Source organism: Salipiger sp. PrR003 (genome assembly GCF_010500785.1).
Classification (GTDB): Bacteria; Pseudomonadota; Alphaproteobacteria; order Rhodobacterales; family Rhodobacteraceae; genus Salipiger; species Salipiger pacificus_A.
In genome coordinates this window covers 42,520-65,339 of record NZ_JAAGOV010000029.1, presented here as the reverse complement: position 1 = coordinate 65,339, position 22,820 = coordinate 42,520, and the positions used below count along the sequence as shown (strand labels likewise).

The following is a 22,820-nucleotide window of genomic DNA, read 5'->3' as shown; positions in this document are numbered from 1 at the left end:
AGGAGTCCCCCGATGACCAACCCCCGTCACAACCAGCGCGACGTCTTCCCCGCGACCGGCACCGAGATCACCGCGAAAAGCTGGCTCACCGAAGCGCCGATGCGGATGCTGATGAACAACTTGCATCCGGACGTCGCCGAGAACCCGCACGAGCTGGTGGTCTACGGCGGCATCGGTCGCGCCGCCCGCACATGGGAGGATTTCGACCGCATCGTTTCATCGCTGAAGAACCTCGAAGAGGACGAGACGCTGCTGGTGCAGTCGGGCAAACCGGTCGGCGTGTTTCGCACCCATCCCGACGCACCGAGGGTGCTGATCGCCAACTCGAACCTCGTGCCGCATTGGGCGAACTGGGACCACTTCAACGAACTCGATAAGAAGGGTCTGGCGATGTACGGCCAGATGACCGCGGGCTCGTGGATTTACATCGGTGCGCAGGGCATCGTGCAGGGCACCTACGAGACCTTCGTCGAGGCGGGACGCCAGCACTACGAGGGCAACCTCAAGGGCAAGTGGATCCTCACCGGCGGTCTTGGCGGCATGGGCGGCGCGCAGCCGCTGGCGGCGGTCATGGCCGGGGCCTGTTGCCTCGCCGTGGAATGCGACGAGACCCGCGCCGACTTCCGCATCCGCACGCGCTACTGCGACGAGAAGACCCACTCGCTGGATGAAGCGCTGGCGATGATCGAGCGCTGGACCAAGGCGGGCGAGGCCAAGTCGGTGGCGCTGATCGCCAATGCCGCCGATGTCTTCCCCGAGCTGGTGCGCCGCATGCAGGCGGGCGAGCCTCTGCCCAACGGCCGCCCCGACATCGTGACCGACCAGACTTCGGCGCATGACCCGGTGCACGGCTACCTGCCCAAGGGCTGGAGCGTCGCCGAATGGCGCGAGAAGCAGGAGAGCGACCCCAAGGCTGTCACCAAGGCCGCCAAGGCGTCGATGCGTGAGCATGTCGCGGCGATGGTCGATTTCTGGAACGCCGGGGTGCCGACGCTGGATTACGGCAACAACATCCGCCAGATGGCGCTGGAGGAGGGGCTCGAAGACGCCTTCGCCTTCCCCGGTTTCGTGCCCGCCTACATCCGCCCGCTGTTCTGCCGCGGCGTCGGCCCGTTCCGCTGGGCGGCGCTTTCGGGCGACCCCGAGGACATCTACAAGACCGACCAGAAGGTGAAGGAGCTGATCGACGATCCGCATCTGCACAACTGGCTCGACATGGCGCGCGAGCGTATCGCCTTCCAGGGCCTTCCGGCGCGGATCTGCTGGGTCGGCCTTGGCCTGCGCCACAAGCTGGGCCTCGCGTTCAACGAAATGGTGCGCAACGGCGAGCTGAAAGCACCGATCGTCATCGGTCGGGACCACCTCGACTCCGGGTCGGTGGCCTCGCCGAACCGCGAGACGGAAGCCATGAAGGACGGCTCGGATGCGGTCTCGGACTGGCCGCTGCTGAACGCGCTGCTCAACACCGCTTCGGGCGCGACCTGGGTGTCGCTGCACCACGGCGGCGGCGTCGGCATGGGCTTCTCGCAGCACTCCGGCATGGTGATCTGCTGCGACGGCACCGAGGCGGCGGACAAGCGTCTCGCCCGCGTCCTCTGGAATGACCCGGCGACAGGCGTTATGCGGCACGCGGATGCGGGCTACGAGATCGCCCTCGACTGCGCCCGCGAGCATCAACTCAACCTGCCGGGGATCCTGGGGTGACACATCAGACCGCTTTCGCCGCCCTTGAAGCTGCCTTTCCGGGCCGGATCGAGCGCGGCGAGGCGGTCCGCGCCCAGCATGGGGCAGGGGACAGCTGGCATCCGGCGGCCCTGCCCGACGCGGTCTTCATGGCGCAGAGCACCGAGGAGGTGGCGCGGGCCGTCAGGCTCTGCGCCGGCCATGGCTGCCCGATCGTGCCCTTTGGCGCGGGCAGCTGCATCGAGGGGCAGGTGAACGCCACGCAGGGCGGGCTCTGCATCGACCTGTCCCAGATGAACAAGCTGCTGCGCGTCAGCCCCGAGGACATGGATTGCACCGTGCAGGCCGGGCTCACCCGGCAGGCGCTGAACGAGGAGCTGCGGGCGACCGGCCTCTTCCTTCCCATCGACATCGGCGCGCATGCGACGCTGGGCGGCATGGCCTCGACCCGGGCCTCCGGCACGATGACCGTGCGCCATGGCACCATGGCGGATCTGGTGATGGGGCTGACCGTGGTGCTGCCGGACGGGCAGATCATCCGGACCGGCGGGCGGGCGCGGAAATCCTCGTCGGGCTATGACCTCACGCATCTCTTTATCGGCGCCGAGGGCACGCTGGGGATCATCACCGAGCTCACGCTGCGTCTTTCAGGTATTCCCGAGGCGGCGAAGGCCGGGCTCTACAGCTTCCCCAGCATCGAGGCGGCGACGCAGACCGTGGTCGAGGCGCTGCAGTTCGGGCTCTGCCTGAACCGCATCGAGCTGATGGACGCGCTGCAGGTCCGGGCGATCAACGCCTACAACAAGACCGAGCTGCCCGAGCAGCCGACGCTGCTTGTCGATCTCGCAGGCTCCGAGCAACAGGTCGACACCGACCGTGACACCTTCGACGCGTTGGCGTCGGAGAATGGTGCAGAGCTGCACCCGGTGAACACGCCCGAGGACTACAGCAAGGTCTGGGCGCTGCGCCATTCGGCGCTCTATGCCGCGCGGGGGCTGCGGCCCGGCTGCAAGTCGCTCTCGACCGATGTCTGCGTCCCGGTCTCGGAATTGCCCCGCATCCTTGCCGAGACTGCTGCGGACCTCGATGCAGAGCGGATCATCGCGCCGATGCACGGCCACGTGGGGGACGGCAACTTCCACCTCGTGATGCTCTTCGACGAGGGCGACGCCGAGGAGAAGGCGCGGGTGCAGGCCGCACATGCCCGGCTGGTCGAACGCGCCATCGCCATGGGCGGCACCGCCACCGGCGAGCATGGCGTGGGTCTGGGCAAGAAGAGCTACATGGAGGCCGAGCACGGCGCGGCACTGGAGTTGATGAAACTGCTCAAGCGCGCGGTGGATCCGGCGAATCTGATGAACCCGGGCAAGATCTTCGATCTGTGACCTCGGCTGACCTTTGGGTATGCGCCTGTTTTTTGGGCGAATGCCCTTGCCTGTCACAAACCCGCATGCAAAGGGCCAAAGGCAGGGATTGACATACGGGACAGGCGTGGTCCCTTTTGTCTAGTCAAAATCGGAACCCGGCCCGAGGGATGGCAGGGACCGACAACAGGGAGACTACTGGATATGCGCAACAAAGTCATCTCCGCGCTCGCGGGCGCCGCGCTTCTGATGGGCGGGGCCGCCGCGGCCCAGGCGCAGGACGCGCTGGCACGCATCAAGGAAGCCGGCGTCATGAAGGTCGGCACCGAGACCGCCTTTGCCCCCTTCGACTACATCGACGCAGGCGATCACGTGGGTCTCAACATGGATGTCTTCGCCGCCATCGGTGAAGAGCTGGGTGTCGAGATCGAGTGGATCACCCTCGACTGGGCCGGCGTCCTGCCGGGCCTCGAAGCGGGCCAGTTCGACATGGTCGCCGGCCCCGCCACCATCACCAAGGCCCGCATGGAGCGCTATCGCTTCACGCCGCCGATCGCCGAGGCCACCGTTGCCCTGCTGAAGTCGGCCAAGGACGATTCGATCACCAAGCCCGAGGACATCGCCGGCAAGACCATCGGGTCGGGCCACGCCACCGCGCAGCTTGCCCAACTCGAAGAGTTCGGCGCGACGCTCGACCCGGCGCCCGAAACGAAGGACTACGTGTCGTTCAACGAGGCCTACGCCGACCTCGCGGCGGGCCGCATCGCCGGTGTCGCCAACTCGCTGCCGAACATCGCCTTCGTGGCGCAGCAGCGCCCCGAGATCTTCGAGGTGGTCGCGCCCTTCGGCACCAAGACCTACTTCGGCTTCCCGGGCCTGAAGGACGACGACCACGCCTCGCTGATGGATGCCATCGATGCCGCCATCCTGAAGATGAAGGAAGACGGCCGCCTCGGCGAGTTCCAGCAAAAGTGGTTCGGCCAGACCTTCGACACGCCCGACGCGGTGACCGAGCCCAACATCTAAGACCATCCCTGCCGGTCCGTTCACCCGGGCCGGCCCTTTCGGCCTGGCCGGCGGAGGGTCACGCGACCGCCGCCGGCATTTTTCTCCCCGCAACAGACGCCAAGCCCGAGGCCCTTCCCGGAATATGAGCTGGAAACTCTTCAACCTGCTGCTCGAGGCCTCGCTGATGACGATCTTCGTCAGCACGGTCTCGATCCTGATCGGCCTTGTTCTGGCGATCCTGCTGTCGGCGGCGAACCTCTCGGGCATCCGCCCGCTGCAGTGGTTCTCGAAATTCTTCATTTCCTTCTTCCGCGGCACGCCGCTGCTGGTGCAGCTCTTGCTGCTCTACAACCTGCTGCCGGTGATCGGCGTGCAGATCCCCTCGCTGGTCGTGGCGATCATCGGCCTGTCGATCTGCACGGCCGCCTACCAGGCCGAGAACCTGCGCGGCGGCTTCGAGGGGGTGCCAACGGGCCTTGTGGAAAGCGCCGACATGGCGGGCTTCAGCCCGGTGCAGACCTTCTGGCACATCCGCGTGCCGATCGCCCTGCGGCTGACCCTTCCGGCGCTGATCAACGAGGCGATCCTGATCCTCAAGGCGTCCTCGCTGGTGTCGGTCGTCGGGCTGATCGAGCTGACGCGCATGGCGCAGAACCTCGTCGCCTCGACCTTCATGCCGCTGGAGATCTACGCCAGCGCCGGGCTCATCTACCTGGTGATCAACCTCGTGGTAGCCACGGCGGGCCGCCAGCTTGAACGCCGCCTGCCGGGCGTGGGGAGCAAGTGATGGGCTTTGATTTCAACGTCATCCTGTCCAAGCAGGACGCGCTGCTCTCGGGCATCGCCATGACGATCTTCGTCTGGGTTGTCGGTACCCTCGCCGGGGCGGTGCTCGGCTTTGTCGTCGCCACAGCGCGGCGCTACGGCGGCACGCTGGTCGACAAGGCGCTGACCGTGCCGATCGAGATCATCCGCGGCACGCCCTTCCTGGTGCAGCTCTTCCTGCTCTACTTCGGCGGCCCCTACATCGGCCTGTCGCTCGATGCGCTGCCCGCGGGCCTCCTGGCGCTGAGCATCTACGGGGCCGCCTATTTCGCCGAGATTTTCCGGGCCGGCTACCAGTCGGTGCCGCCGGGCCACGTCGAGGCGGCCGAATGCCTCGGCTTCACCCGCATCCAGATCATCCGCAACATCCTGCTGCCCGAGATGGCGTTGCTGGTGATCCCGCCCTCGGTCAACATGGCGATCATCCTGTTGAAGGAGACGGCGCTGCTCTCGCTCATCACGGTTCCCGAGATGACGATGACCGCCAGCGCCATCGGCTCGCAGGAATATGCCTTCGTCGAGGCCATGGTGCTGATCGCGCTCGTCTACTGGGTGCTGGTCGAACTGGCGGGCGTGCTGGGGCGCTTCGCTGAAAAGAAACTCTCAAGATACAGGCTGGCCAAGGCATGAGCGACAACGCGATCTCCGTTCAGCAACTGGTGAAACGCTTCGGCACGACCACCGTGCTCGACGACATCTCGCTGGAAATCCCGCGCGGGCAGGTGTCCTGCCTGATCGGGCCCTCGGGCTCGGGCAAGTCGACGCTGCTGCGCTGCATGGCCTTCCTCGAGGAAGCCACCGACGGCTCGATCTTCATCGAGGGCAGCCCGCTCGGCTTCGTCTACGACGGTGCCGGCAAGCGCCAGCGCCAGTCGGCGACCGAGCTGCGCAAGGTGCGCTCGCAGATCGGCATGGTGTTCCAGCAGTTCAACCTGTGGCCGCATATGACCGCGCTCGGCAATGTCTCCGCCGCGCTGCGCCGGGTGCGCAAGATGGGCAAGGCCGAGGCCGAGGAAAAGGCCATGGTGCAGCTGCGCAAGGTTGGGCTGGAGAACCGGGCCGGGCATTACCCGAGCCAGCTTTCCGGCGGCCAGCAGCAGCGCGTCGCCATTGCCCGCTCGCTGGCGCTGGAGCCGAAGATCATGCTGTTCGACGAGCCGACATCGGCGCTCGACCCCGAACTCACTGGCGAGGTGCTGAACGTGATGCGCGGCCTTGCCTCCGAGGGCATGACGATGGTCGTGGTCACCCATGAGATCGGCTTTGCCGCCACCGTCGGCAACCAGATCAGCTTCCTCGACCATGGCAAGCTGCTGTTCACCGATGCCCCCTCGAAGGTCTTTGCCAAGCCGCGCCATCCGCGCCTCGAGCAGTTCCTCGACACCTACCTCGACCGCGGCGCCTCGACGCTGGTCTGACAGGAGGCGGCATGAGCAAGGAGAGCGCCCCCAGATCCTCGCTGCACGAGCGCATCCGCGGCGATCTGGAAGGCAAGATCCTCTCTGGGGCCTGGCCGCCCGGGCACCGCATTCCGACCGAGCAGGAGCTGCGGACGGAATACGGCTGCTCGCGGATGACCGTGAACAAGGTGATGACCCAGCTCGCCAACGCGGGTCTGGTGCTGAGGCGGCGCAAGACGGGCTCGATCGTGATGCCGCAGCAGAGCCAGAACGCTGTTCTGGAAATCAAGGACATCAAGGACGAGGTCACCGCCCGGGGCGGCGCCTACCGCCACGAGATCGTCGAGCGGGTGCTGCGCCGGGCGGCGCCCGTTGAGGCCGGGGAGCTTGGCATCGAGGAGCGCAGCGAGGTGCTCGCGCTCACCTGCCTGCATTATGCCGACGAGGCGCCCTTCTGTCTCGAGGACCGGGTGATCAACCTCGAGGTGGCGCCCGCCGCGCGCGACGAGAGCTTCGCCGAGCTGGCGCCGGGCGTCTGGCTGCTTCGGCACATCCCTTGGAGCGAGGCCGAGCACACCATCGCCGCCGTCGGCGCCTCGGCGCGGGTGGCAAAGCTGCTCGATCTTTCGGCGGGCACGCCGTGCCTGGTGATGGAGCGCCGCACCTGGCGGCAGGGCGAGACGGTGACCGAGGTCCGGCTGACCTACCCGGGCGCCGCCAACCGGCTCAGCGCGCGTTTTACCCCCTCGGCGACCTGAGCGGGCTCAGCGGGGGCGGGTGCCGTCGAGAAAGAGCGCGATGGCGCGGTCGCGCCGTGTCGCGCGCACCTCGGGCGAGGAGCAATAGCGCTGCGGGTCCAGCAGCTTGTGGATGCCGTTGCCAAAGGCCATGTCCATCAGCATCTCGGCCGCGGCGTCGCAATCTTCGAGCTTCAACGCGAGCTCGCCGGTCTCGACCGCCTCGGAGAGCTCCCGCGCGATATGGTTGCGCAGCGACAGCGCGCCGGTCTCGAGAATGCTGCAGGCCAGCTTGGGGTAGGTCGGCGCCGAGGTGATTACCGCGCGCAGCAGCTCCAGCGGAGCTTCGTTGAGGCTTGGCTCCTCGTTCAGCGTCAGCAGGTGGCGCAGCCGCTCTTCCAGCGGCGCACCGTCGTTCCGGCTGTCGCGGCTGCGAAAGATGCGCTGGCCGATGCGGGCGAAACAGGCCCCGAGCAACGCCTCGCGGCTGTCGAACATCGTGTAGATCGTGCGCTTGGACATCTGCACCTGCCGCGCGATGGCGGCGACCGAGGCATCCTCCAGACCGCGCTCCGCGATCATCTGCGTGGCGGCGGCCAGCACCATCTCTTCCCGGGTTCTTTGGTCCATCTGCACCGGCCGTCCACGGCGGCGCGGGGCGCTCTGAGTGTCGTCGGGCTCGGAAGAATCGGTCATTGGTGTCCTTAGGTCACAGGGCAGTATCGAAATCGCAACGCTGGTACATCTGGGCGCTTTACAAAACCTATGAGTTTCCTTATCGCGATTCACGACTTGCGTGCAAGATGTACGTTATTGATGTTACCGGAGCCCTCCCATGCCGATCCGACCCGCCTCCGCCTTGCTGCGGCCTCTCGCCTTGGCAACCGCCGTGATGTTTTCCCCTGCCGTCTCCGCTCAGGAACAGGGGCAGCGGCCCCCGCAACCTGTCACCGTGGTGACGCTGCAATCCTCCGATGTGACGCTGACCACCAAGCTGCCAGGCCGAGTGCAGGCCTCCGGCGTGGCCGAGGTGCGTCCGCAGGTGAGCGGCATCATCAACGAGCGGCTTTTCGAAGAGGGCACCACGGTCAACCGCGGCGACCCGCTCTACCGCATCGATCCGGCCACCTACGAGGCGGCGAAGGCTTCGGCGGAGGCCGGTCTTGCGCAGGCGCAGGCCACGCTGGCCTCGGCGGAGCGCGAGTTGAAGCGGCAGCAGGAACTGCGCGACCGCTCGGTGACCAGCCAACAGACCCTGGATGACGCCATGGCCGCGCGCGACGTCGCCGAAGCGGCGGTGAAGGTCGCCGAGGCACAGGTGCTGTCCTCCGACATCGACCTCGAGCGCACCACCATCCGCGCCCCGCTGTCGGGGGTCGTCGGGCTGTCGGACGCCACGCAGGGGGCGCTGGTCACCGCCAGCCAGGCCACCCCGCTGACCACCATCCGCTCGATCGACACGGTGAACGTCGACGTGACGCAATCCGCCGCCGAGATGCTGCGCTGGCGGCGCAGCGGTCAGGCCGCCGCGCGTGAGAGCGAGGCCGAGGTGAGCCTGCGCCTCGCTGATGGCGAGCTCTACGAGCACACCGGCCGTCTTGCCGCCGCCGAGCCGCATGTGAACGAGCAGACCGGCGTTGTCGTGCTGCGCCTCGAGTTCCCCAACCCCGACCATTTCCTGCTGCCCGGCATGTACGTGCAGGTCGAACTGCCGCAAGGCTCGGTCTACGGCGCCGTGCTTGTGCCGCAGGAAGGCGTGACCCGCGACCGCCGCGGCCGCCCCATGTCGATGGTGGTGAACGGCGAGAACGTGATCGAAACCCGGCAGCTGACCATCGAGAGCGACCAGGGCAACCAGTGGGTGGTGAGCGAGGGGCTGCAGCCCGGGGACCGCGTGGTCGTTGCGGGTCTTCAGAAGATCGCCGAGGGCCAGACCGTGGCACCGGAAGAGCGGGCCGCGCCCGCCGACGCAACCGCCGCGGCCTCCGAGTAAGCCCGACGCAAGGAATCTGACAATGGCACGCTTTTTCATCGACCGTCCGGTCTTTGCCTGGGTGATCTCGATCCTCATCATGGGGATCGGGGTGCTCTCGATCCTCAACCTTCCCATCGCGCAATACCCCGAAATCGCCCCGCCCTCGGTGCGGATCAGCGCGCAATACCCCGGTGCCTCGGCCGAGACGGTGGCCAATACGGTCACCCAGATCGTCGAACAGCAGATGACCGGTCTCGACGGCATGCGCTACATGTCGTCGTCGTCGACCTCGGCGGGCACCTCGTCGATTACCCTGACCTTCGAATCCGGCACCGATCCGGACGTGGCGCAGGTGCAGGTGCAGAACAAGCTCTCGCAGGCGACGGCCCTGCTGCCCGAGACGGTGCAGCGCCAGGGCGTCACCGTCGAAAAGGCCTCTTCCTCCTTCATGATGGTGATCGCCCTCATCTCGGAGGACGGCCGCTTGGATCAGGCCGACCTTTCGGACTACCTGAACTCGAACCTCGTGGATGAGTTCAGCCGGATCGAGGGCGTCGGCGGGGCGCAGGTCTTCGGCGCGCAATACGCGATGCGGATCTGGCTCGACCCGTCCAAGCTCTCGGCCTTCGAGATGACGCCCTCGGACGTGGTCGGCGCCGTCTCGGCGCAGAACGCGCAGATCTCGGCCGGCGCCTTCGGCACGCTGCCCGCCCCCGAGGGTCAGCAGCTCAACGCCACGATCACCGCGCAGTCGCTTCTGAGGACCCCCGAAGACTTCCGCAACATCGTGCTGCGCTCGGAGACCGACGGCGGCCTCGTGCTGCTCAAGGACGTGGCGCGGGTCGAGGTCGGGGCCGAGAACTACTCGACCATCGCGCGCTACAACGGCAAGCCCTCCTCGGGCATGGCGCTGCAGCTCGCCTCGGGGGCCAACGCGCTCGACACCGCCGAGCGGGTGAAACAGCGCATCGAGGAGTATTCGGAGTTCTTCCCCGAGGGCGTGAGCTACGTCATCCCCTATGACACCACCCCGTTCATCGAGATCTCGATCCATGAGGTGCAGAAGACGCTGATCGAAGCCATCGTGCTGGTGTTCTTCGTGATGCTGCTCTTCCTGCAGAACATCCGCGCCACGATCATCCCGACGCTCGCTGTGCCGGTCGTCATCCTCGGCACCTTCGCGATCCTCGCCATGGCGGGCTTCACCATCAACACGCTGACCATGCTCGCCATGGTGCTGGCCATCGGCCTGCTCGTCGACGACGCCATCGTGGTTGTGGAGAACGTCGAGCGGATCATGGAGGAAGAGGGGCTGAGCCCGCGCGAGGCGACCCGCAAGTCGATGGGGCAGATCACCGGCGCACTCGTCGGTATCGCGCTGGTGCTGTCGGCGGTGTTCGTGCCGATGGCCTTCTTCGGCGGCTCGACCGGGATCATCTACCGGCAGTTCTCGATCACCATCGTCTCGGCCATGGGCCTGTCGGTGCTGGTCGCGCTGACCCTGACTCCGGCGCTTTGCGCCACCATCCTCAAGTCCAAGGACGCGCATCACAGCAATCGCGGCCCGCTCGGGTGGTTCAACAAGGGGTTCGACAAGCTGACCGGCGGCTATGCCGGCACCGTCGGCCACATCATCAAGCGCCCGCTGCGCATGCTGGTGGTCTACGTGGCGCTCGGCTACGCCATGGTCTTCTTGTTCAACAACACGCCCACCGGCTTCCTGCCGGACGAGGACCAGGGCATCCTGATGACCCTGATCCAGGGGCCGACCGGGGCCACCGCCGAGCGCACGCTCGACGTGGTCGAGCAGGTACAGGACCATTTCGCCTCGGAAACCGAGGCGGTGGACTCGATGTTCGGGGTGGTCGGCTTCTCCTTCGCAGGGCAGGGCCAGAACATGGGTCTCGCCTTTGTCCGGCTGAAGGACTGGTCCGAGCGTCCGTCGCCCGCGCAGAGCGTGCAGGCGGTGGCGGGCCGTGCCTTCCCGGCCTTCATGGGGATCCGCGACGCACAAGTCTTCCCGATCGTGCCGCCTGCGGTGATCGAGCTGGGCAACGTCTCGGGCTTCGACTTCTACCTGCAGGCGCAGGGCGGGCAGACGCATGAACAGCTGCTGACCGCGCGCAACCAGCTTCTGGGCATGGCCTCGCAGAGCCCGCTGATCGCCTCGATCCGCCCCTCGGGGCTGGAGGACGCGGCGCAGTTCAACCTCGACATCGACTGGCGTGCCGCCGGCGCGATGGGCGTGACCCCGACCAATGTCGGCAACACGCTGTCGATCGCCTGGGCTGGTCAGTACGTGAACGACTTCAACGACAATGGCCGGATCAAGCGGGTCTACGTCCAGGGCGAGGCAGACAGCCGCGCGACCCCCTCGGACCTCGAGAAGTGGCGGGTGCGCAATGCCAACGGCGATCTGGTGCCCTTCGCCAACTTCACCAAGGAAGAGTGGACCTACGGGCCTCAGGGTCTCAACCGCTACAACGGTGTGCCGTCGATGCAACTTCAGGGCTCGCCCGCCCCGGGCGTGACCACCGGCGAGGCGATGGCGGAGATCGAGCAACTCGCGTCGCAGTTGCCGCCGGGCTACCAGATCGCCTGGACCGGTCTTTCGCTGGAAGAGCGCGATTCCGGCGGTTCGGCCCCGCTGCTCTATGGCCTCTCGCTGGCGGCAATCTTCCTCTGCCTCGCGGCGCTCTATGAGAGCTGGACCATCCCCTTCTCGGTGATGCTGGCGATGCCGATCGGCGTTCTGGGCACCATGGGCGCGGCCTATTGGTTCGGCTTCGAGAACGGTGTCTTCTTCCAGGTCGGGCTGCTGACCGTCATCGGCCTGACGGGCAAGAACGCGATCCTGATCGTGGAGTTTGCCCGGGAACGCTACGAGGCCGGCGAAGAGCTTCTGGTTGCGGTGAAGGAGGCGGCGCGCCAGCGCTTCCGTCCGATCATCATGACCTCGCTGGCCTTCTCGCTGGGCGTGGTGCCGCTGGTGCTCTCTTCCGGCGCGGGCGCCGGCGGGCGCCAGGCGGTGGGCTCGGCGGTGCTCGGGGGGACGATCACCGGCACCGTGCTGGGCGTGCTCTTCGTGCCGCTGTTCTTCGTCGTGGTGATGAAGGTCTTCGGCCGCAAGAAAGAGCGCGAGCTGGCGGTCAAGCGCGCCGAGATGGCGCGCTGAAGAGACCCCGCCGCGGGACATGGAAAAAGAGCGGGCCCCCGGGCCCGCTCTTGTCGTTTTGGCGGAGTGCCTGCCCCCCTGGCGCCGCACGCGATGATCGGCCTTTCCTAACCCGGCTGGCATGTGGTGCTGACCTCTGAGCGTGCAGGCCATCCGACCGGCCGACGCGCCTGCGGCTTGCGTTGCGCCGCGGCTGCGGACCCCTAATTTGCGCTCTTTACTCTCGATCCGCGCGTCGCGAAGCTGCGCCCGACTCAACCCGGAGCCCCTTGCCATGACGCATCATCACCTCGCCGCCACGCCGCAGACCGTCCATTGGGGGCGATTCTGGTCGGAGCTGCCACCGGTCATGACCGTGACGCCCGGCGACCGGGTGACCATCCAGACCTTCTCGGGGCGCGAGGAGCTCTTGCCCGCCGAGGGCTCCGGCATGACCGTCGCGCCCGAGCTGCGCGACATCCTTGCCGCGGACCTGCCGCGCGTCGCCCACCTGCTGACCGGCCCCGTGGCGATCGAGGGGGCCATGCCCGGCGATGTGCTCAAGGTCGAGATCGAGCGTATCGAGCTGGGCGCCGACTGGGGTTTCAACCTGGTGCGCCCGGCCTCGGGCACCTTGTCCGGCGAGTTCCCGGTTTCGCAGAAAGCCCTCTCGCTGATCCCCATCGACCGCGAGGCGCAGACCTGCCGTTTGCCCTGGGGCGCGACGCTGCCGCTTGCGCCCTTCTTCGGCGTCATGGGGGTGGCCCCGGCGCCGGAGTGGGGCGAACTCACATCGATCCAGCCGCGCCTTCACGGCGGCAACATGGACCTCAAGCTGCTGACCGACGGGGCGACGCTCTACCTGCCGGTGCAGGCCGAGGGCGCGCTCTTCTCCTGCGGCGACGGCCATGGCTGCCAGGGCGATGGCGAGGTCTGCATCACCGCGCTCGAGACGGCGCTCACCGGCACGTTCCGCTTCGATCTGCTGAAGGCCGGGACCACGGCGATCGACCATCCGCGCGCAGAAACCGAGGCCGAGCTGATTTCGATGGGCTTTCATGCCAGCCTCGACACCGCGCTGCAAATCGCCCTGCGCCAGATGATCGCGATGGTCCGCGAGCGTGTGGAGATCACCGAGACCGAGGCCTACCAGCTTTGCTCGCTGGCGGCGGATTTCGCCATCACCCAGTCGGTCAACCAGGAAAAGGGCGTACACGGGCGCTTGCGGAAGTCGATCCTCGAAAGCGGCACAGTGGCCCGCTGATCACGGGCCGGCCCCGGGGAGAGCCGGCCCGCGACGGATCTGCTACATGCCGTAGACCAGATCCACCAGCGAGAGCGATACCGCCGGCACGTAGGTGACGAGCAGCAGCACCAGCACCAGCACGCCCACGAAGGGCAGGTTGGTGACCGAGGTCCGCCACACGTCGGTTCGGGCGATTGAACAGGAGGTGATCAATACGCTCGCGACCGGCGGGGTCTGCTGGCCAAGCGCGATATTCAGCGTGAGCAGAATACCGAACTGGATGGGGTTGATGCCAAGCTCATGCACCAGCGGCATGAAGATCGGCACGGTCAGGATGATCGCCGCCGCGCCATGCAGCACCATGCCCACGAACAGCAGGAAGATGTTGATGATCATCAGCACGGCGAAAGGATTGGTGGTGATCTGGGTGATGCCCGCTGCCAGACGCTGCGGCATCTCGGTCTCGGTCAGATAGAGGCCGAGCACCGCCGAGGCCGCAACCATCAGCATGACAACCGAAGTCTGCAGCACCCCGTCCACCAGCGCCTTATAGAGATGGCGCAGATTGATCTCGCGGTAGATGAAGACCCCGATGAAGAGCGCCGCCACAACCGCCAGCGCTGCCCCCTCGGTCGCGGTCACCACGCCGCCGAAGATGCCGCCGAGGATCACCACCGGCAGGATCAGCGCCCAGGAGGCGTCCTTAGCGGTCTCGCCGAGGCGGCGCAGCGAAAACGCCTCGTCGCGCGGCAGGTCGTAGCGCCGGGCCATGTAGTAGCACAGGCCCATCAAGAGCCCGCCGCCCAGCACGCCGGGCACGATGCCCGCGACGAAGAGCTTGACCACCGAAGTGTCGGACATGGCGCCGTAAAGGATCATCGGGATCGATGGCGGGATGATGATCGCCAGCGAGGCCGAAGACGAGGTGATCGCTGCCGCCATGCGCGGCGTGTAGCCCTTGTTCTTCATTGCCGGGATCAGCACCGAGCCGGTCGCCGCCACGTCGGCCACGGCCGAGCCGGAGATCTCGGCAAAGAACATCGACACCCCGACGTTGACCATGGCGAGCCCGCCGCGCACGAAGCCGATCAGCGCCGAGACAAAGGCGATGAGCCGGGTCGAGATGCCGCCGGTGTTCATCAGCGCGCCGGCAAGGATGAAGAGCGGGATGGCGATCAGCGGGAAGCTGGTGGCGCCGTCGTAGAGCGACAGCGCGGCGTTGAGAAAGCCCAGCTCGCCGTTGAGCAGGAACACCCCCAAGAGCGCGGAGCCGAGGATCGAGAAGGCGATGGGCATGCCGACCGCGATCAGCACGAACATGAAAAGCAGGATGCCGGCTTCGATCATTGGGTGACCTCCTTGTGCGCGCCCGGGGTGCGATGGCTCTTGCCGCGGGCCTCGGCCAGCTCGGCCTCGGCGCGGGCGATCTCATGTTCGATCTCGGCGGTGTCGGGGTCGACACCGTCACGGACGGCCTGAAGGCGCTCGGGCAGGGTCAGCAGCCGGCCGAGGATCATCAGCCCGAAGCTCACCGGCAGGATGCCCTGCAGCACGGCGCGCGGCACGAAGCGCACGGTGGTCATCACCTCGTCGCCGAAGATCTCGAGGATCGCCCAGCCGGCCCAGGCGGTGATGGCGCAGATGGTCAGGAACAGCAGCTCGACAAGGCCGAAGAGCACGAAGCGCCCGGCCCCCGGCAGGCCGAACATCAGCCCGTTAAAGCCCATGTGGGAATTGCGCACCACGGCCAGCGCGGCCCCGGTGAAGGTGATCCAGGCGAGGAGCGCCGCGGCGACCTCGTCATACCAGATCAGCGACTGGCCGCTGTAGCGGTAGGCGACGCCCAGAAGGACGACGCAGGCCAGCGCGACGATCATCGCGATGGTGGCGATCTGCAGGAACAGGTCGAGCCAACGGGTGGGACGGGACAGCAAGGTTGCCTCCGAGAATTCAGCGAGGGGAGAGGCGGCGCGGGACGCCCGCGCCGCCGGTTCACCTGTTGGGCTCAGGAGCCCGAGCCATTGGCCAGCGACAGCGCCTGGTCGATCATCTCCTGACCGCCCTCGACCTCTGCCGCGAACTTCTCGTAGATCGGCTTGGAGGCGTCGACAAAGGCATCCCGGTCGGTCTTGTTGACCGCGAGCCCGCCTTCTTCGAGCTTGCCCACCAGCTCGCCGTCCTGCGCCTCGCCGGTGTCGCGCGCCCAGAAGGCGACCTCCTTGGCGGTCTCCTCGATGATCTGCTGCACCTCGGGGTCGAGCTTCTCGAAGGCCTTCACGCCGACCGTCGGATAGGCCGGGGAGTAGACGTGGTTGGACAGCGACAGATACTCCTGCACCTCGTTGAGCTTGCCGCCGTAGATGTTGGTCATCGGGTTCTCCTGCCCGTCGACCACGCCGGTCTGCAGTGCCACGAAGAGTTCCGAGAAGGGCATCGGCGTCGGGTTGGCGCCGTACTCCTGGAACATCGCCACGCGCCAGCTCGAGTTCGGCGTGCGGATCTTCAGGCCCTTGAGGTCGGCGGGGGTGGTCACCGGGTGCTTGGAATTGGTGATCTGGCGGAAGCCGTTCTCCCAGATCGCCAGCGGCCTGTAGCCCTTGGCCTCGGCGGCGGGCTTCAGCACGCTGTCGAAGAGCGCCTCGTCGATCTTGGCCAGATGCTGTCGATCGGCAACGAGGAACGGCAGGTCGAAGAGCGCGTATTCCGGCGCGATCTCGGGCATGGTCGAGCTGGGCAGGGTGATGTGCATCGTGCCCAGCTTGATCTTTTGCAGCATGTCCTTGTCCTTGCCCAGCTGCGAGCTGTCAAAGACCTTCACCACCGCCTTGTCGCCAAGCTTTTCGTTGGCGCGGCGGGCAAATTCCTCGGCGGTCTGGTCCTGCAGCGAGCCGTCGGCGGCGCTGAGGCCAAAGATGATCTCGGTCTGCGCCAGCGCAGGCGCGGCCTGCAGCGTTGCGGCGACGGCGCCGATCAGTGCGATATGCTTGAGTTCCAAGTGTGTCTCCTCCCTGAGTGCTTGGTCCGGTTTGTGGGGTGTCGCTCAGCCGGCCAGAACCTCTGGCTCGGTGAGCGCCGCGATGGCCCCGGCCGCGTGCTGGCGGTCCTCCTCCGTGGCGGGCGGACGGGGTTGCAGCCCGGCCAGCTTGCGGCCGAGAGCGATGGCGTTGAAGGTGGCGCCAGTGTCGGCGCGGCCTTGGCCCGCGATGTCGAAGGCGGTGCCATGCGCCGGGGTCACGATCGGGAAGGGGTAGCCGGCGATCAGCGTCACCCCCCGGTCGAAGCCGATCAGCTTCATCGCGATTTGCCCCTGGTCGTGGTACATGGTCATCACCGCGTCGAACTCGCCCCCCTTGATGGCCCGCACGAAGACGGTATCCGAGGGTACCGGGCCGGTCACGTTGATCCCTTGGGATTTGGCGATTTCGATGGCGGGCGCGATCACCTCGTCATCCTCGTGGCCGAAGTTGCCGCCATCCCCGGCATGCGGGTTGAGCGCGGCCACGCCGATACGGGGGCTCGGGATGCCCGCGGCGGTCATCACCTCCGAGGTCAGCTTGAGGCTGTTCGCAACGCGTTCGGTGGTGATCGTGCTGGCCACCTTGCTCAGCGGGATGTGCGAGGTCACCCGGGCATTCCACACCTCGTCGAGCACGTTGAATTCACGCCCCGACTGCTCGGCCTCGATCACCGCGTCGACGAAACCGATCTCGTCCACGTAGCTCGACCGGGCAAGCCGCATGGAGTGCTTGTTGAACGGCGTGAAGGCGCAGACGCCCGCGATGCCCGCCTTGCCCAGCAGCAGCGCCGTGGCGAAGTTCTGCAGCGAAGCGCGGCCCCCGGCCTCCGAGGATTTGCCCGGCGGCACCGAGGCAGGATCGCAATTGCGCAGGTCGAGCAGAACCGACCCGGCGGGCAGGGGCTTTGCCAGATCGGCGGTGGAGATCACCGGCAGGTCGATCTTCACCCCGGCGGTCTGCGCGCCCTTTTCCAGCAGTCGCGCGTCTCCGATGACGATCAGGTCGCCAAGGTTTGCCTGCGCATCCGCCACGATCTTCGCGGCCAGTTCTGGCCCGATCCCGGCAGCATCCCCGATCGCCAATGCGACTCGCATATTCGATTCTCCTCAGCATGTATTTTGTATATTTTGTTTTCCGATACGGTATCGCATGGCAAGGAAAAACTTGCTAACCTAGGAAAAAGATCAGAACCGGAGGTGTCATGGACCTGTCTTCTGCCTCGGACATGCCATTGCAAATAAAGAAAGAATCCCTGCATGATCAGGTCGCGAACCGGATCCGGGATCTCATCATCGAGGGCTACCTCGAGCCCGGCAGCCGCATCGACGAGGTGCAGCTTCTGGAACAGCTGGGCGTTTCGCGCACCCCGTTCCGCGAGGCGCTACGCACGCTGGCGGCCGAGGGGCTGATCGTCATTCAGCCTTCGCGCGGGGCAACGGTGCGCAAGCTATCGTCGCAGGATGTCTTCTCCATGCTCGAGTTGCTGGGGCATCTGGAAAAGCTCGCCGGGCAGACCGCCTGCGAACGGGCCAGCGACGCCGAGATCGCCGGGATGCGCGCGCTGCACGAAGAGATGCTGGGCCACTACCGCACGCGCGATCGGCTGCCCTATTACAAGCTCAACCAGGAGTTCCACTCGCGGCTGGCGGCGCTCTCCGCCAACGAGACGCTGCAGGAAATCCAGCAGAACATCCAAGGACGGCTCAAGCGCATCCGCTTCGTCGGCAATGGCACCGAGGATTACTGGGCCGAAGCCGTCGCCGAGCACGAAGAGATGATCGCCGCGCTCGAGGCCCGCGATGGCGACCGGCTGGGCGAGGTCATGTCGCGCCACCTGACAAATACCTGGGACCGGGTGAAGGAGTCGCTCTGAGCGCTCCTTCCCACCTTCGCGTCATCGCCCAATCTCGGGCGCGCAAGTCGGCGCGCGCGAGGTGGGCTGGCCTGGATCATCAAAAGGAGGGCCACGCCTGTAAGCGTAGCGGGGGCGATGTCGTTCACCCGCGGGATGGCGATATCTGGTGATCTGGTGCGGATGGGAATTCTCACAAAGTTCTGCCTCTGGATGCGGAAATTTCCCTTTGATATCAGAGCGTCAAAATCTAAATTTCGAACTAATCCTGCCTTTTTCGTCAGATAGTTTCGACACCGACCGCTCATAAAAACCCAGCGCAGTGGCCGGCTTCTCGTGACTGATGTTTCAAAGAACGTCGCTTCGCCTAAAAATCATGTTGGCGCGCGGCCCAAGTGGAAGGGACTGCGCCCCGCGGTCGAGTTGGATCACGGCCTCGACGCCTGGTAGCCGCCCGCTTTTCACTTCCTCTATGTCGCAGGACTTCAGAACGTCCGTGTCCATCAGACTGTGGATCGTCCGGAGATTGATGCCGAGGATCTTCGCAGCCCGGGTCGGTCGAACGGTTCCATGGTGATCGGTCGCGATGACCTCACGCAGCACGGCTGGCGACACGCGGAAATCCGGGAAACGTGCGGTGGCCGGATCGACTGCATGCAGCGGAAAGCGGTTTCTCGGAATAGTTTCGCCCACGCGCTCGGTGGGTATGCGGACACGATGCGATGCCGGCGCAATGTCCAGTAGGTCCTCCGCCTTGGAGCGCTCGACGCCCGCCCGCAGCTTCCCGATGAACCCATCAAGATGGTGTGGGTGATACATCGGCGAGGCGTTCCTGTATCGACCCAGCGGAATCTGCTCAGGATAGGCCGCCAATGTGAATGCCTCGGCAGGCGTGCGCATGGCAAGCGCCTGATCAGGGCGGCGGATATTGTAGAGCTCAATCACAGACCACCCACGGGACCGAGGAGCGCGAGGTGCTCTACCCTTGGCAGCCCTGGACGGGGCGAGCTATTCACGTACACGACGTGATCGCGAAGGCGGGCTGGGTTGCGTTTCGCTGTAGCCTGAGCGGTATCTCGTCGGACCGACGGCTGGAGGTTCCCGTCTGGATGTTCGATCGCGCGGCCTGCCGGTGCTGGCAAGTCGCGGTGACGCCGGTTGCCTCAGTGGCGGCTTTGCGAGCTCTGGCGGCATTGCTGCACGATGCGGCCGGCGTTCGTGATGGCGCATCCCCACTGCCAGACCCGAGCGCAACATCGAGCGCCCAACAGGCGATTCCGGGAGATGCCGATGCCACGCCGCCCAGCACCACAACAGCTCGAGTTGTTCACTCGCCCCAGCGACGCCGATCTGGTCCCGGCGCCGCACTGGCAGACGCTGCCGGAGGAGGCGCGGGTGACGCTGACCGAACTGATGACCCGCCTGATCCTCGACCACGCCGCCGGCGCTCAGGCGCCTCGCCGGACGGAAGCACGATATGAAGCATGAGAAGATCAGTTCGCACCACCTGGAGCGCAAGGCGATCCTCCACGTGCGACAGTCCTCCGCCCACCAGGTGCTGCACAACCGGGAGAGCGGCGCTCTGCAATATGCGATGCGCGACCGGCTGGCGACGCTCGGCTGGTCCTGAATCGAGACGATCGACGACGACCTTGGCCGGTCCCCGGCGGGCGGCGTTGCGCGGGCGGGCTTCGGCCGGATGGTCGCCGAGGTCTGCCTGGGCAAGGTCGGTGCGGTCGCGGCGCGGGAAGTGTCGTGCTTTGCGCGCGACAGCCGCGACTGGCAGCAGCTGATCGAGATGTGCCGGGTCGTCGACACCGTTCTCGTCGACCAGGAGGCGGTATATGCGCCACGCCAAGGCAACGACCGTCTACGTCTCGGTTTGAAAGGAAGTCTCAACGAGTACGAGTTCGATCTGCTGCGGCAACGGTCGCTGTCTGTCCGTTACGAGAAGGCCCGGCGCGGCGAGTTGATCGTCGCAGCTCCCGTCGGCTTCGTGAAGGCCGGCGACAGGCTCGACAAGGACCCCGACCGCCGCGTCCAGGAGGCCATCACCCTTGTCTTCGACAAGGTGGCCGAGCTCGGCAGCGTCCGGCAGGTCCTGCTCTGGTTCCTGGAGCACGGGCTGGACCTGCCCGCAAGACACGCCAATGGCGACGTGATCTGGCGCAGGCCAACCTATGCCACCATCCACCGCATCATCGAGAACCCGGTCTACGGCGGCGCCTACGCCTATGGTAAGATCCGAGTTGTGCCAAGACACGGCGCGGCCGTTCCGCGAACCGGCAGCCGCCGCAAACCGCGCGCTGAATGGCTGGCGCTGAAGCCCGGCGCACACGAAGGTTATATCAGTTGGGACGGGCAGAGGCGATCCACGCGAGGGTCAGCGACAACACCCCCACGAGCCGGCACCGTTGTGCTGGAAGCACGCCTCCGGCGTGACGGGGCGCCCAAGCACGGCGATGCCCTGCTCGGCTTCACGACGAAGACACTCAGACTCGCCGCCGAAGCCGGCAGCATCGAGGACGTTCATCCGTTACCGGACGGTCCGTGGATCTTCGCTTCCGCGGAACTCGGCAAACCGCCAGCCCAGCAACTCACCCAACGCGCCCGGCAGAACCCCAAATACCCCACCGCATCGCACCCAGATCAGCAAAACCTATTTACTTCAGAGGCATAGAGAGATGGGCGCAATGAAGCAGGATTGTAGAAGGCGATCCAGTCACCGATGACGCGCATCGCGTGTTGGATGCTTTCGAAGCGGTGGCGATGCACGCACTGCTCCTTCAGCGTCCGGATGAAGCGCTCGACCATGCCATTCTGCTGCGGGCAGTGTGGGGTGATGAACTCCTGCTTGAGCCCGTAGCTGCGGACGATGGCCGTGGAGTGGTGGCTGGTGAAGACCAAACCGTTGTCTGAGCGCAGCAGGAACTCCTCCTCGACCCGGCCCAGTGTGCCGAACCTCGCGATCAGCGCATGCTCGCGGGCGGCGCTGGCCGTCGTGGCCTTGCCCGACGTCGACAGGTGCCAGCCCTGCAACTCGCGGGTGTGGCAGTCGATCACCAAGGCCAGTGAAGCCCAGCCGTCCTTGCCGGTTCAGATGCGTGCGAGATCGGTCGACCACCTCTCGTTCGGCCCAGCTGCGACAGACGGAACAGCCTCGATGCGGGGCCGCATGCCCACGGCGCGCTTGCGAACCTGCCAGCCCTTGATCTGGAAGATCCGCTGTACCGTGTTCTTGTTGAAGCCCAGGAGCCAGGCCACGGTCCGATAGCCGAAGGACGGCTCCTCCTCGATCATCTTCTTGATTGGTTCGGTGAAGCGGGGATCGACCTTCGGCGCGGCTTTCACCGGCTCGCCTCCGACACGGTCGCCTTGCACTGGATGATCTCGATCACCCGGGCCGTCTTCCGCTTCGCCGTCCACCGCTTGATGTTGTCGTCCATGGTCATACTCATCGCTACGTTCTCGCTTGTAGCATGAGCAGGTTTTCACTGGGTCGATACGCAACTCCGCTGCCTGACCCCGAAGCCCGCTTGATCCAGGGCGGCGAAAGGGGTCACACGCCACCTCGCGGCAAGCGCCGAAGCGGAACGACCCAGCCTTCCGGAATAGCGGGACAGAGGATGGCGATCACGGGGCCGCTTCACGCTGCCGATCCCCTCCGCCCGGCCAAATTCAGTGAAAAATCGAGATGCCCTTCCCCGACATTCCGCAACTTTGAGGGAAAGGCCGTTCCTGAACGACGCTAAACTTCGAGGATGATCGGACAGTGGTCCGAGACTTCAGTTTCGTAGATGACGTCAAAACTCCTTACGGCATCTTGGTTGTCGATCAGCATGTAGTCGGCGAAGCGGCCTGGCTTCTTGTAGTGCGAGTTGCGAGTCCCGCTGAATCCGTAGGTCGTCACGAGTTCAACCATTCCGGCATCGGCGAGGATCGAAAGCGTTTCGCTGTTCGGCTCAACGTTGAAATCGCCACAGATCACCTTCAGGTCGCCAGGCTCTGCCAATTGGCTTGAGAGATCACGCAGTCTATGTGCCTGTTCGGCACGTTCGGGCGTGTCCATTTTTCCGGCCAAGTCGCGCAGCCCATGCATGTGCGTGACGCTCAAGGCTCTGTCCGCTTCGTAGTCCCACACACGCACGCCATGGGCGTTTCGGGAGCGTGGGTGCTCGCCAAAGCCGACAGGAGAGTAATCCTTGTGAACGAAGCCTTGGACCTGTCCGATGATCGGGAAAGAGCGATGCACAAAGGTCGCCAAGCCCCATTGCGAAGGGATCGGCATTTCTCCGTCCCACAGGACTCCTTGCGCCGCTGGACAGAAGAAAGCAACGTGGTTTGGCAGCGCCGTGGTGACGTCGCGAAAGAGGTTTGCGCGTTGAGGCAGGATATGATCGCCGTCGCGATAGGTCAGCCAATCCTTTCCGGACGAGGGGCTATGGATGACCTCTTGGAGGCAAAGAATATCGGGCATAATTGCGGCCAGATAGGGCAGCATCACTTCATGGAGCTTGCCGCCCCAACCGTTCAAACACATGATTTTCATGAGCTATGAC

General features: G+C 65.8%; 22 protein-coding genes and 1 pseudogene. 14 read left to right on the top strand and 9 right to left on the bottom strand.

What is annotated here, in order from left to right:
• Positions 1–12: 12 nt before the first annotated feature.
• From hutU to hutC, 7 genes are all read left to right on the top strand, one after another.
• Positions 13–1,704, top strand: a complete 1,692-nt coding sequence (gene hutU, locus G0D83_RS06270; RefSeq protein WP_164190640.1) for a urocanate hydratase — start codon at positions 13–15, stop codon at positions 1,702–1,704.
• Positions 1,701–3,068 (top strand): FAD-linked oxidase C-terminal domain-containing protein, encoded by a 1,368-nt coding sequence (locus G0D83_RS06265; protein ID WP_164190638.1) that lies wholly within the window; start codon positions 1,701–1,703, stop codon positions 3,066–3,068. Before hutU ends, G0D83_RS06265 begins: the two co-directional genes overlap by 4 nt.
• Positions 3,069–3,251: 183 nt before the next feature.
• Positions 3,252–4,073: a transporter substrate-binding domain-containing protein gene (locus G0D83_RS06260; RefSeq protein ID WP_108968022.1), complete on the top strand. Its 822-nt coding sequence runs from the start codon at positions 3,252–3,254 to the stop codon at positions 4,071–4,073.
• A gap of 124 nt (positions 4,074–4,197) precedes the next feature.
• On the top strand, positions 4,198–4,842 hold the full coding sequence (locus G0D83_RS06255; RefSeq protein ID WP_164190635.1) for an amino acid ABC transporter permease: 645 nt from the start codon (positions 4,198–4,200) through the stop codon (positions 4,840–4,842).
• Positions 4,842–5,510 carry an amino acid ABC transporter permease gene (locus G0D83_RS06250; protein ID WP_164190633.1) on the top strand — a complete coding sequence of 223 codons (669 nt, stop codon included), beginning with the start codon at positions 4,842–4,844 and terminating at the stop codon, positions 5,508–5,510. The genes G0D83_RS06255 and G0D83_RS06250 overlap by 1 nt, the downstream gene beginning before the upstream one ends.
• A complete protein-coding gene (locus G0D83_RS06245; RefSeq protein WP_164190631.1) occupies positions 5,507–6,298 on the top strand; it encodes an amino acid ABC transporter ATP-binding protein in 792 nt (263 codons plus the stop codon). The genes G0D83_RS06250 and G0D83_RS06245 overlap by 4 nt, the downstream gene beginning before the upstream one ends.
• An 11-nt stretch (positions 6,299–6,309) precedes the next feature.
• Positions 6,310–7,038, top strand: a complete 729-nt coding sequence (hutC, locus tag G0D83_RS06240; protein ID WP_164190629.1) for a histidine utilization repressor — start codon at positions 6,310–6,312, stop codon at positions 7,036–7,038.
• Positions 7,039–7,044: 6 nt separating this feature from the next.
• Here the strand turns inward: hutC and G0D83_RS06235 are convergent, their stop codons facing one another.
• Positions 7,045–7,713, bottom strand: a complete 669-nt coding sequence (locus G0D83_RS06235; RefSeq protein WP_164190626.1) for a TetR/AcrR family transcriptional regulator — start codon at positions 7,711–7,713, stop codon at positions 7,045–7,047.
• A 139-nt stretch (positions 7,714–7,852) separates the two neighbouring features.
• On the opposite strand from G0D83_RS06235, the gene G0D83_RS06230 reads away from it, so the two are divergent.
• The 3 genes from G0D83_RS06230 (at position 7,853) to G0D83_RS06220 (ending at position 13,410) form a co-directional block, all read left to right on the top strand.
• A complete protein-coding gene (locus G0D83_RS06230; protein WP_108968008.1) occupies positions 7,853–9,010 on the top strand; it encodes an efflux RND transporter periplasmic adaptor subunit in 1,158 nt (385 codons plus the stop codon).
• A 22-nt stretch (positions 9,011–9,032) separates the two neighbouring features.
• The gene (locus G0D83_RS06225; protein ID WP_164190624.1) at positions 9,033–12,167 is read left to right on the top strand and encodes an efflux RND transporter permease subunit; all 3,135 of its coding nucleotides are present in this window, start codon (positions 9,033–9,035) and stop codon (positions 12,165–12,167) included.
• 274 nt (positions 12,168–12,441) lie between these two features.
• Positions 12,442–13,410 carry an acetamidase/formamidase family protein gene (locus G0D83_RS06220; RefSeq protein ID WP_164190621.1) on the top strand — a complete coding sequence of 323 codons (969 nt, stop codon included), beginning with the start codon at positions 12,442–12,444 and terminating at the stop codon, positions 13,408–13,410.
• Between the two features lie 42 nt (positions 13,411–13,452).
• Here G0D83_RS06220 and G0D83_RS06215 read toward each other — a convergent pair whose 3' ends face one another.
• The 4 genes from G0D83_RS06215 to G0D83_RS06200 all read right to left on the bottom strand — a co-directional run bounded on the left by G0D83_RS06215 (position 13,453) and on the right by G0D83_RS06200 (position 17,503).
• Positions 13,453–14,739, bottom strand: a complete 1,287-nt coding sequence (locus G0D83_RS06215; RefSeq protein WP_108968002.1) for a TRAP transporter large permease — start codon at positions 14,737–14,739, stop codon at positions 13,453–13,455.
• Positions 14,736–15,326, bottom strand: coding sequence for a TRAP transporter small permease (locus tag G0D83_RS06210; RefSeq protein WP_203594894.1), 591 nt, complete (start codon positions 15,324–15,326; stop codon positions 14,736–14,738). Before G0D83_RS06210 ends, G0D83_RS06215 begins: the two co-directional genes overlap by 4 nt.
• A 71-nt stretch (positions 15,327–15,397) precedes the next feature.
• Positions 15,398–16,387, bottom strand: coding sequence for a TRAP transporter substrate-binding protein (locus G0D83_RS06205; RefSeq protein ID WP_108968000.1), 990 nt, complete (start codon positions 16,385–16,387; stop codon positions 15,398–15,400).
• 45 nt (positions 16,388–16,432) lie between these two features.
• On the bottom strand, positions 16,433–17,503 hold the full coding sequence (locus tag G0D83_RS06200; RefSeq protein WP_164190619.1) for a 4-hydroxythreonine-4-phosphate dehydrogenase PdxA: 1,071 nt from the start codon (positions 17,501–17,503) through the stop codon (positions 16,433–16,435).
• A 107-nt stretch (positions 17,504–17,610) separates the two neighbouring features.
• Between G0D83_RS06200 and G0D83_RS06195 the strand changes: the two genes are divergently transcribed.
• On the top strand, positions 17,611–18,282 hold the full coding sequence (locus G0D83_RS06195) for a GntR family transcriptional regulator (protein WP_164190616.1): 672 nt from the start codon (positions 17,611–17,613) through the stop codon (positions 18,280–18,282).
• A gap of 327 nt (positions 18,283–18,609) precedes the next feature.
• Here the strand turns inward: G0D83_RS06195 and G0D83_RS06190 are convergent, their stop codons facing one another.
• Positions 18,610–19,206 (bottom strand): hypothetical protein, encoded by a 597-nt coding sequence (locus tag G0D83_RS06190; protein WP_164190614.1) that lies wholly within the window; start codon positions 19,204–19,206, stop codon positions 18,610–18,612.
• 345 nt (positions 19,207–19,551) lie between these two features.
• Between G0D83_RS06190 and G0D83_RS06185 the strand changes: the two genes are divergently transcribed.
• The 3 genes from G0D83_RS06185 to G0D83_RS06180 are packed head-to-tail and all read left to right on the top strand — an operon-like array spanning position 19,552 to position 20,941.
• Positions 19,552–19,749, top strand: a complete 198-nt coding sequence (locus G0D83_RS06185) for a hypothetical protein (RefSeq protein ID WP_235939605.1) — start codon at positions 19,552–19,554, stop codon at positions 19,747–19,749.
• A complete protein-coding gene (locus G0D83_RS32075) occupies positions 19,739–19,891 on the top strand; it encodes a hypothetical protein (protein WP_235939602.1) in 153 nt (50 codons plus the stop codon). The genes G0D83_RS06185 and G0D83_RS32075 overlap by 11 nt, the downstream gene beginning before the upstream one ends.
• Positions 19,892–20,941 (top strand): recombinase family protein, encoded by a 1,050-nt coding sequence (locus G0D83_RS06180; RefSeq protein ID WP_370457181.1) that lies wholly within the window; start codon positions 19,892–19,894, stop codon positions 20,939–20,941.
• Here the strand turns inward: G0D83_RS06180 and G0D83_RS06175 are convergent.
• The 3 genes and pseudogenes from G0D83_RS06175 to G0D83_RS06165 all read right to left on the bottom strand — a co-directional run.
• Positions 20,911–21,342 (bottom strand): annotated as a pseudogene (locus tag G0D83_RS06175) (transposase); the annotation flags it as partial. The gene G0D83_RS06180 and the pseudogene G0D83_RS06175 sit on opposite strands and share 31 nt — an antisense overlap.
• Positions 21,343–21,357: 15 nt before the next feature.
• Positions 21,358–21,612: a hypothetical protein gene (locus G0D83_RS31840; RefSeq protein ID WP_203594892.1), complete on the bottom strand. Its 255-nt coding sequence runs from the start codon at positions 21,610–21,612 to the stop codon at positions 21,358–21,360.
• Between the two features lie 397 nt (positions 21,613–22,009).
• Positions 22,010–22,810: an endonuclease/exonuclease/phosphatase family protein gene (locus tag G0D83_RS06165; RefSeq protein WP_164190610.1), complete on the bottom strand. Its 801-nt coding sequence runs from the start codon at positions 22,808–22,810 to the stop codon at positions 22,010–22,012.
• Between the last annotated feature and the right edge of the window lie 10 nt (positions 22,811–22,820).

Coding starts and splice junctions, on each gene's coding strand:
- G0D83_RS06245 (WP_164190631.1), top strand. CDS start 5,507: ATGAGCGACAACGCGATCTCCGTTCAGCAACTGGTGAAACGCTTCGGC.
- G0D83_RS06230 (WP_108968008.1), top strand. CDS start 7,853: ATGCCGATCCGACCCGCCTCCGCCTTGCTGCGGCCTCTCGCCTTGGCA.
- G0D83_RS06215 (WP_108968002.1), bottom strand. CDS start 14,739: ATGATCGAAGCCGGCATCCTGCTTTTCATGTTCGTGCTGATCGCGGTC.
- G0D83_RS06200 (WP_164190619.1), bottom strand. CDS start 17,503: ATGCGAGTCGCATTGGCGATCGGGGATGCTGCCGGGATCGGGCCAGAA.
- G0D83_RS06255 (WP_164190635.1), top strand. CDS start 4,198: ATGAGCTGGAAACTCTTCAACCTGCTGCTCGAGGCCTCGCTGATGACG.
- G0D83_RS06225 (WP_164190624.1), top strand. CDS start 9,033: ATGGCACGCTTTTTCATCGACCGTCCGGTCTTTGCCTGGGTGATCTCG.
- G0D83_RS06235 (WP_164190626.1), bottom strand. CDS start 7,713: ATGACCGATTCTTCCGAGCCCGACGACACTCAGAGCGCCCCGCGCCGC.
- G0D83_RS06250 (WP_164190633.1), top strand. CDS start 4,842: ATGGGCTTTGATTTCAACGTCATCCTGTCCAAGCAGGACGCGCTGCTC.
- hutU (WP_164190640.1), top strand. CDS start 13: ATGACCAACCCCCGTCACAACCAGCGCGACGTCTTCCCCGCGACCGGC.
- G0D83_RS06165 (WP_164190610.1), bottom strand. CDS start 22,810: ATGAAAATCATGTGTTTGAACGGTTGGGGCGGCAAGCTCCATGAAGTG.
- G0D83_RS06195 (WP_164190616.1), top strand. CDS start 17,611: ATGGACCTGTCTTCTGCCTCGGACATGCCATTGCAAATAAAGAAAGAA.
- G0D83_RS06185 (WP_235939605.1), top strand. CDS start 19,552: ATGCCACGCCGCCCAGCACCACAACAGCTCGAGTTGTTCACTCGCCCC.
- hutC (WP_164190629.1), top strand. CDS start 6,310: ATGAGCAAGGAGAGCGCCCCCAGATCCTCGCTGCACGAGCGCATCCGC.
- G0D83_RS06220 (WP_164190621.1), top strand. CDS start 12,442: ATGACGCATCATCACCTCGCCGCCACGCCGCAGACCGTCCATTGGGGG.
- G0D83_RS32075 (WP_235939602.1), top strand. CDS start 19,739: ATGAAGCATGAGAAGATCAGTTCGCACCACCTGGAGCGCAAGGCGATC.
- G0D83_RS06260 (WP_108968022.1), top strand. CDS start 3,252: ATGCGCAACAAAGTCATCTCCGCGCTCGCGGGCGCCGCGCTTCTGATG.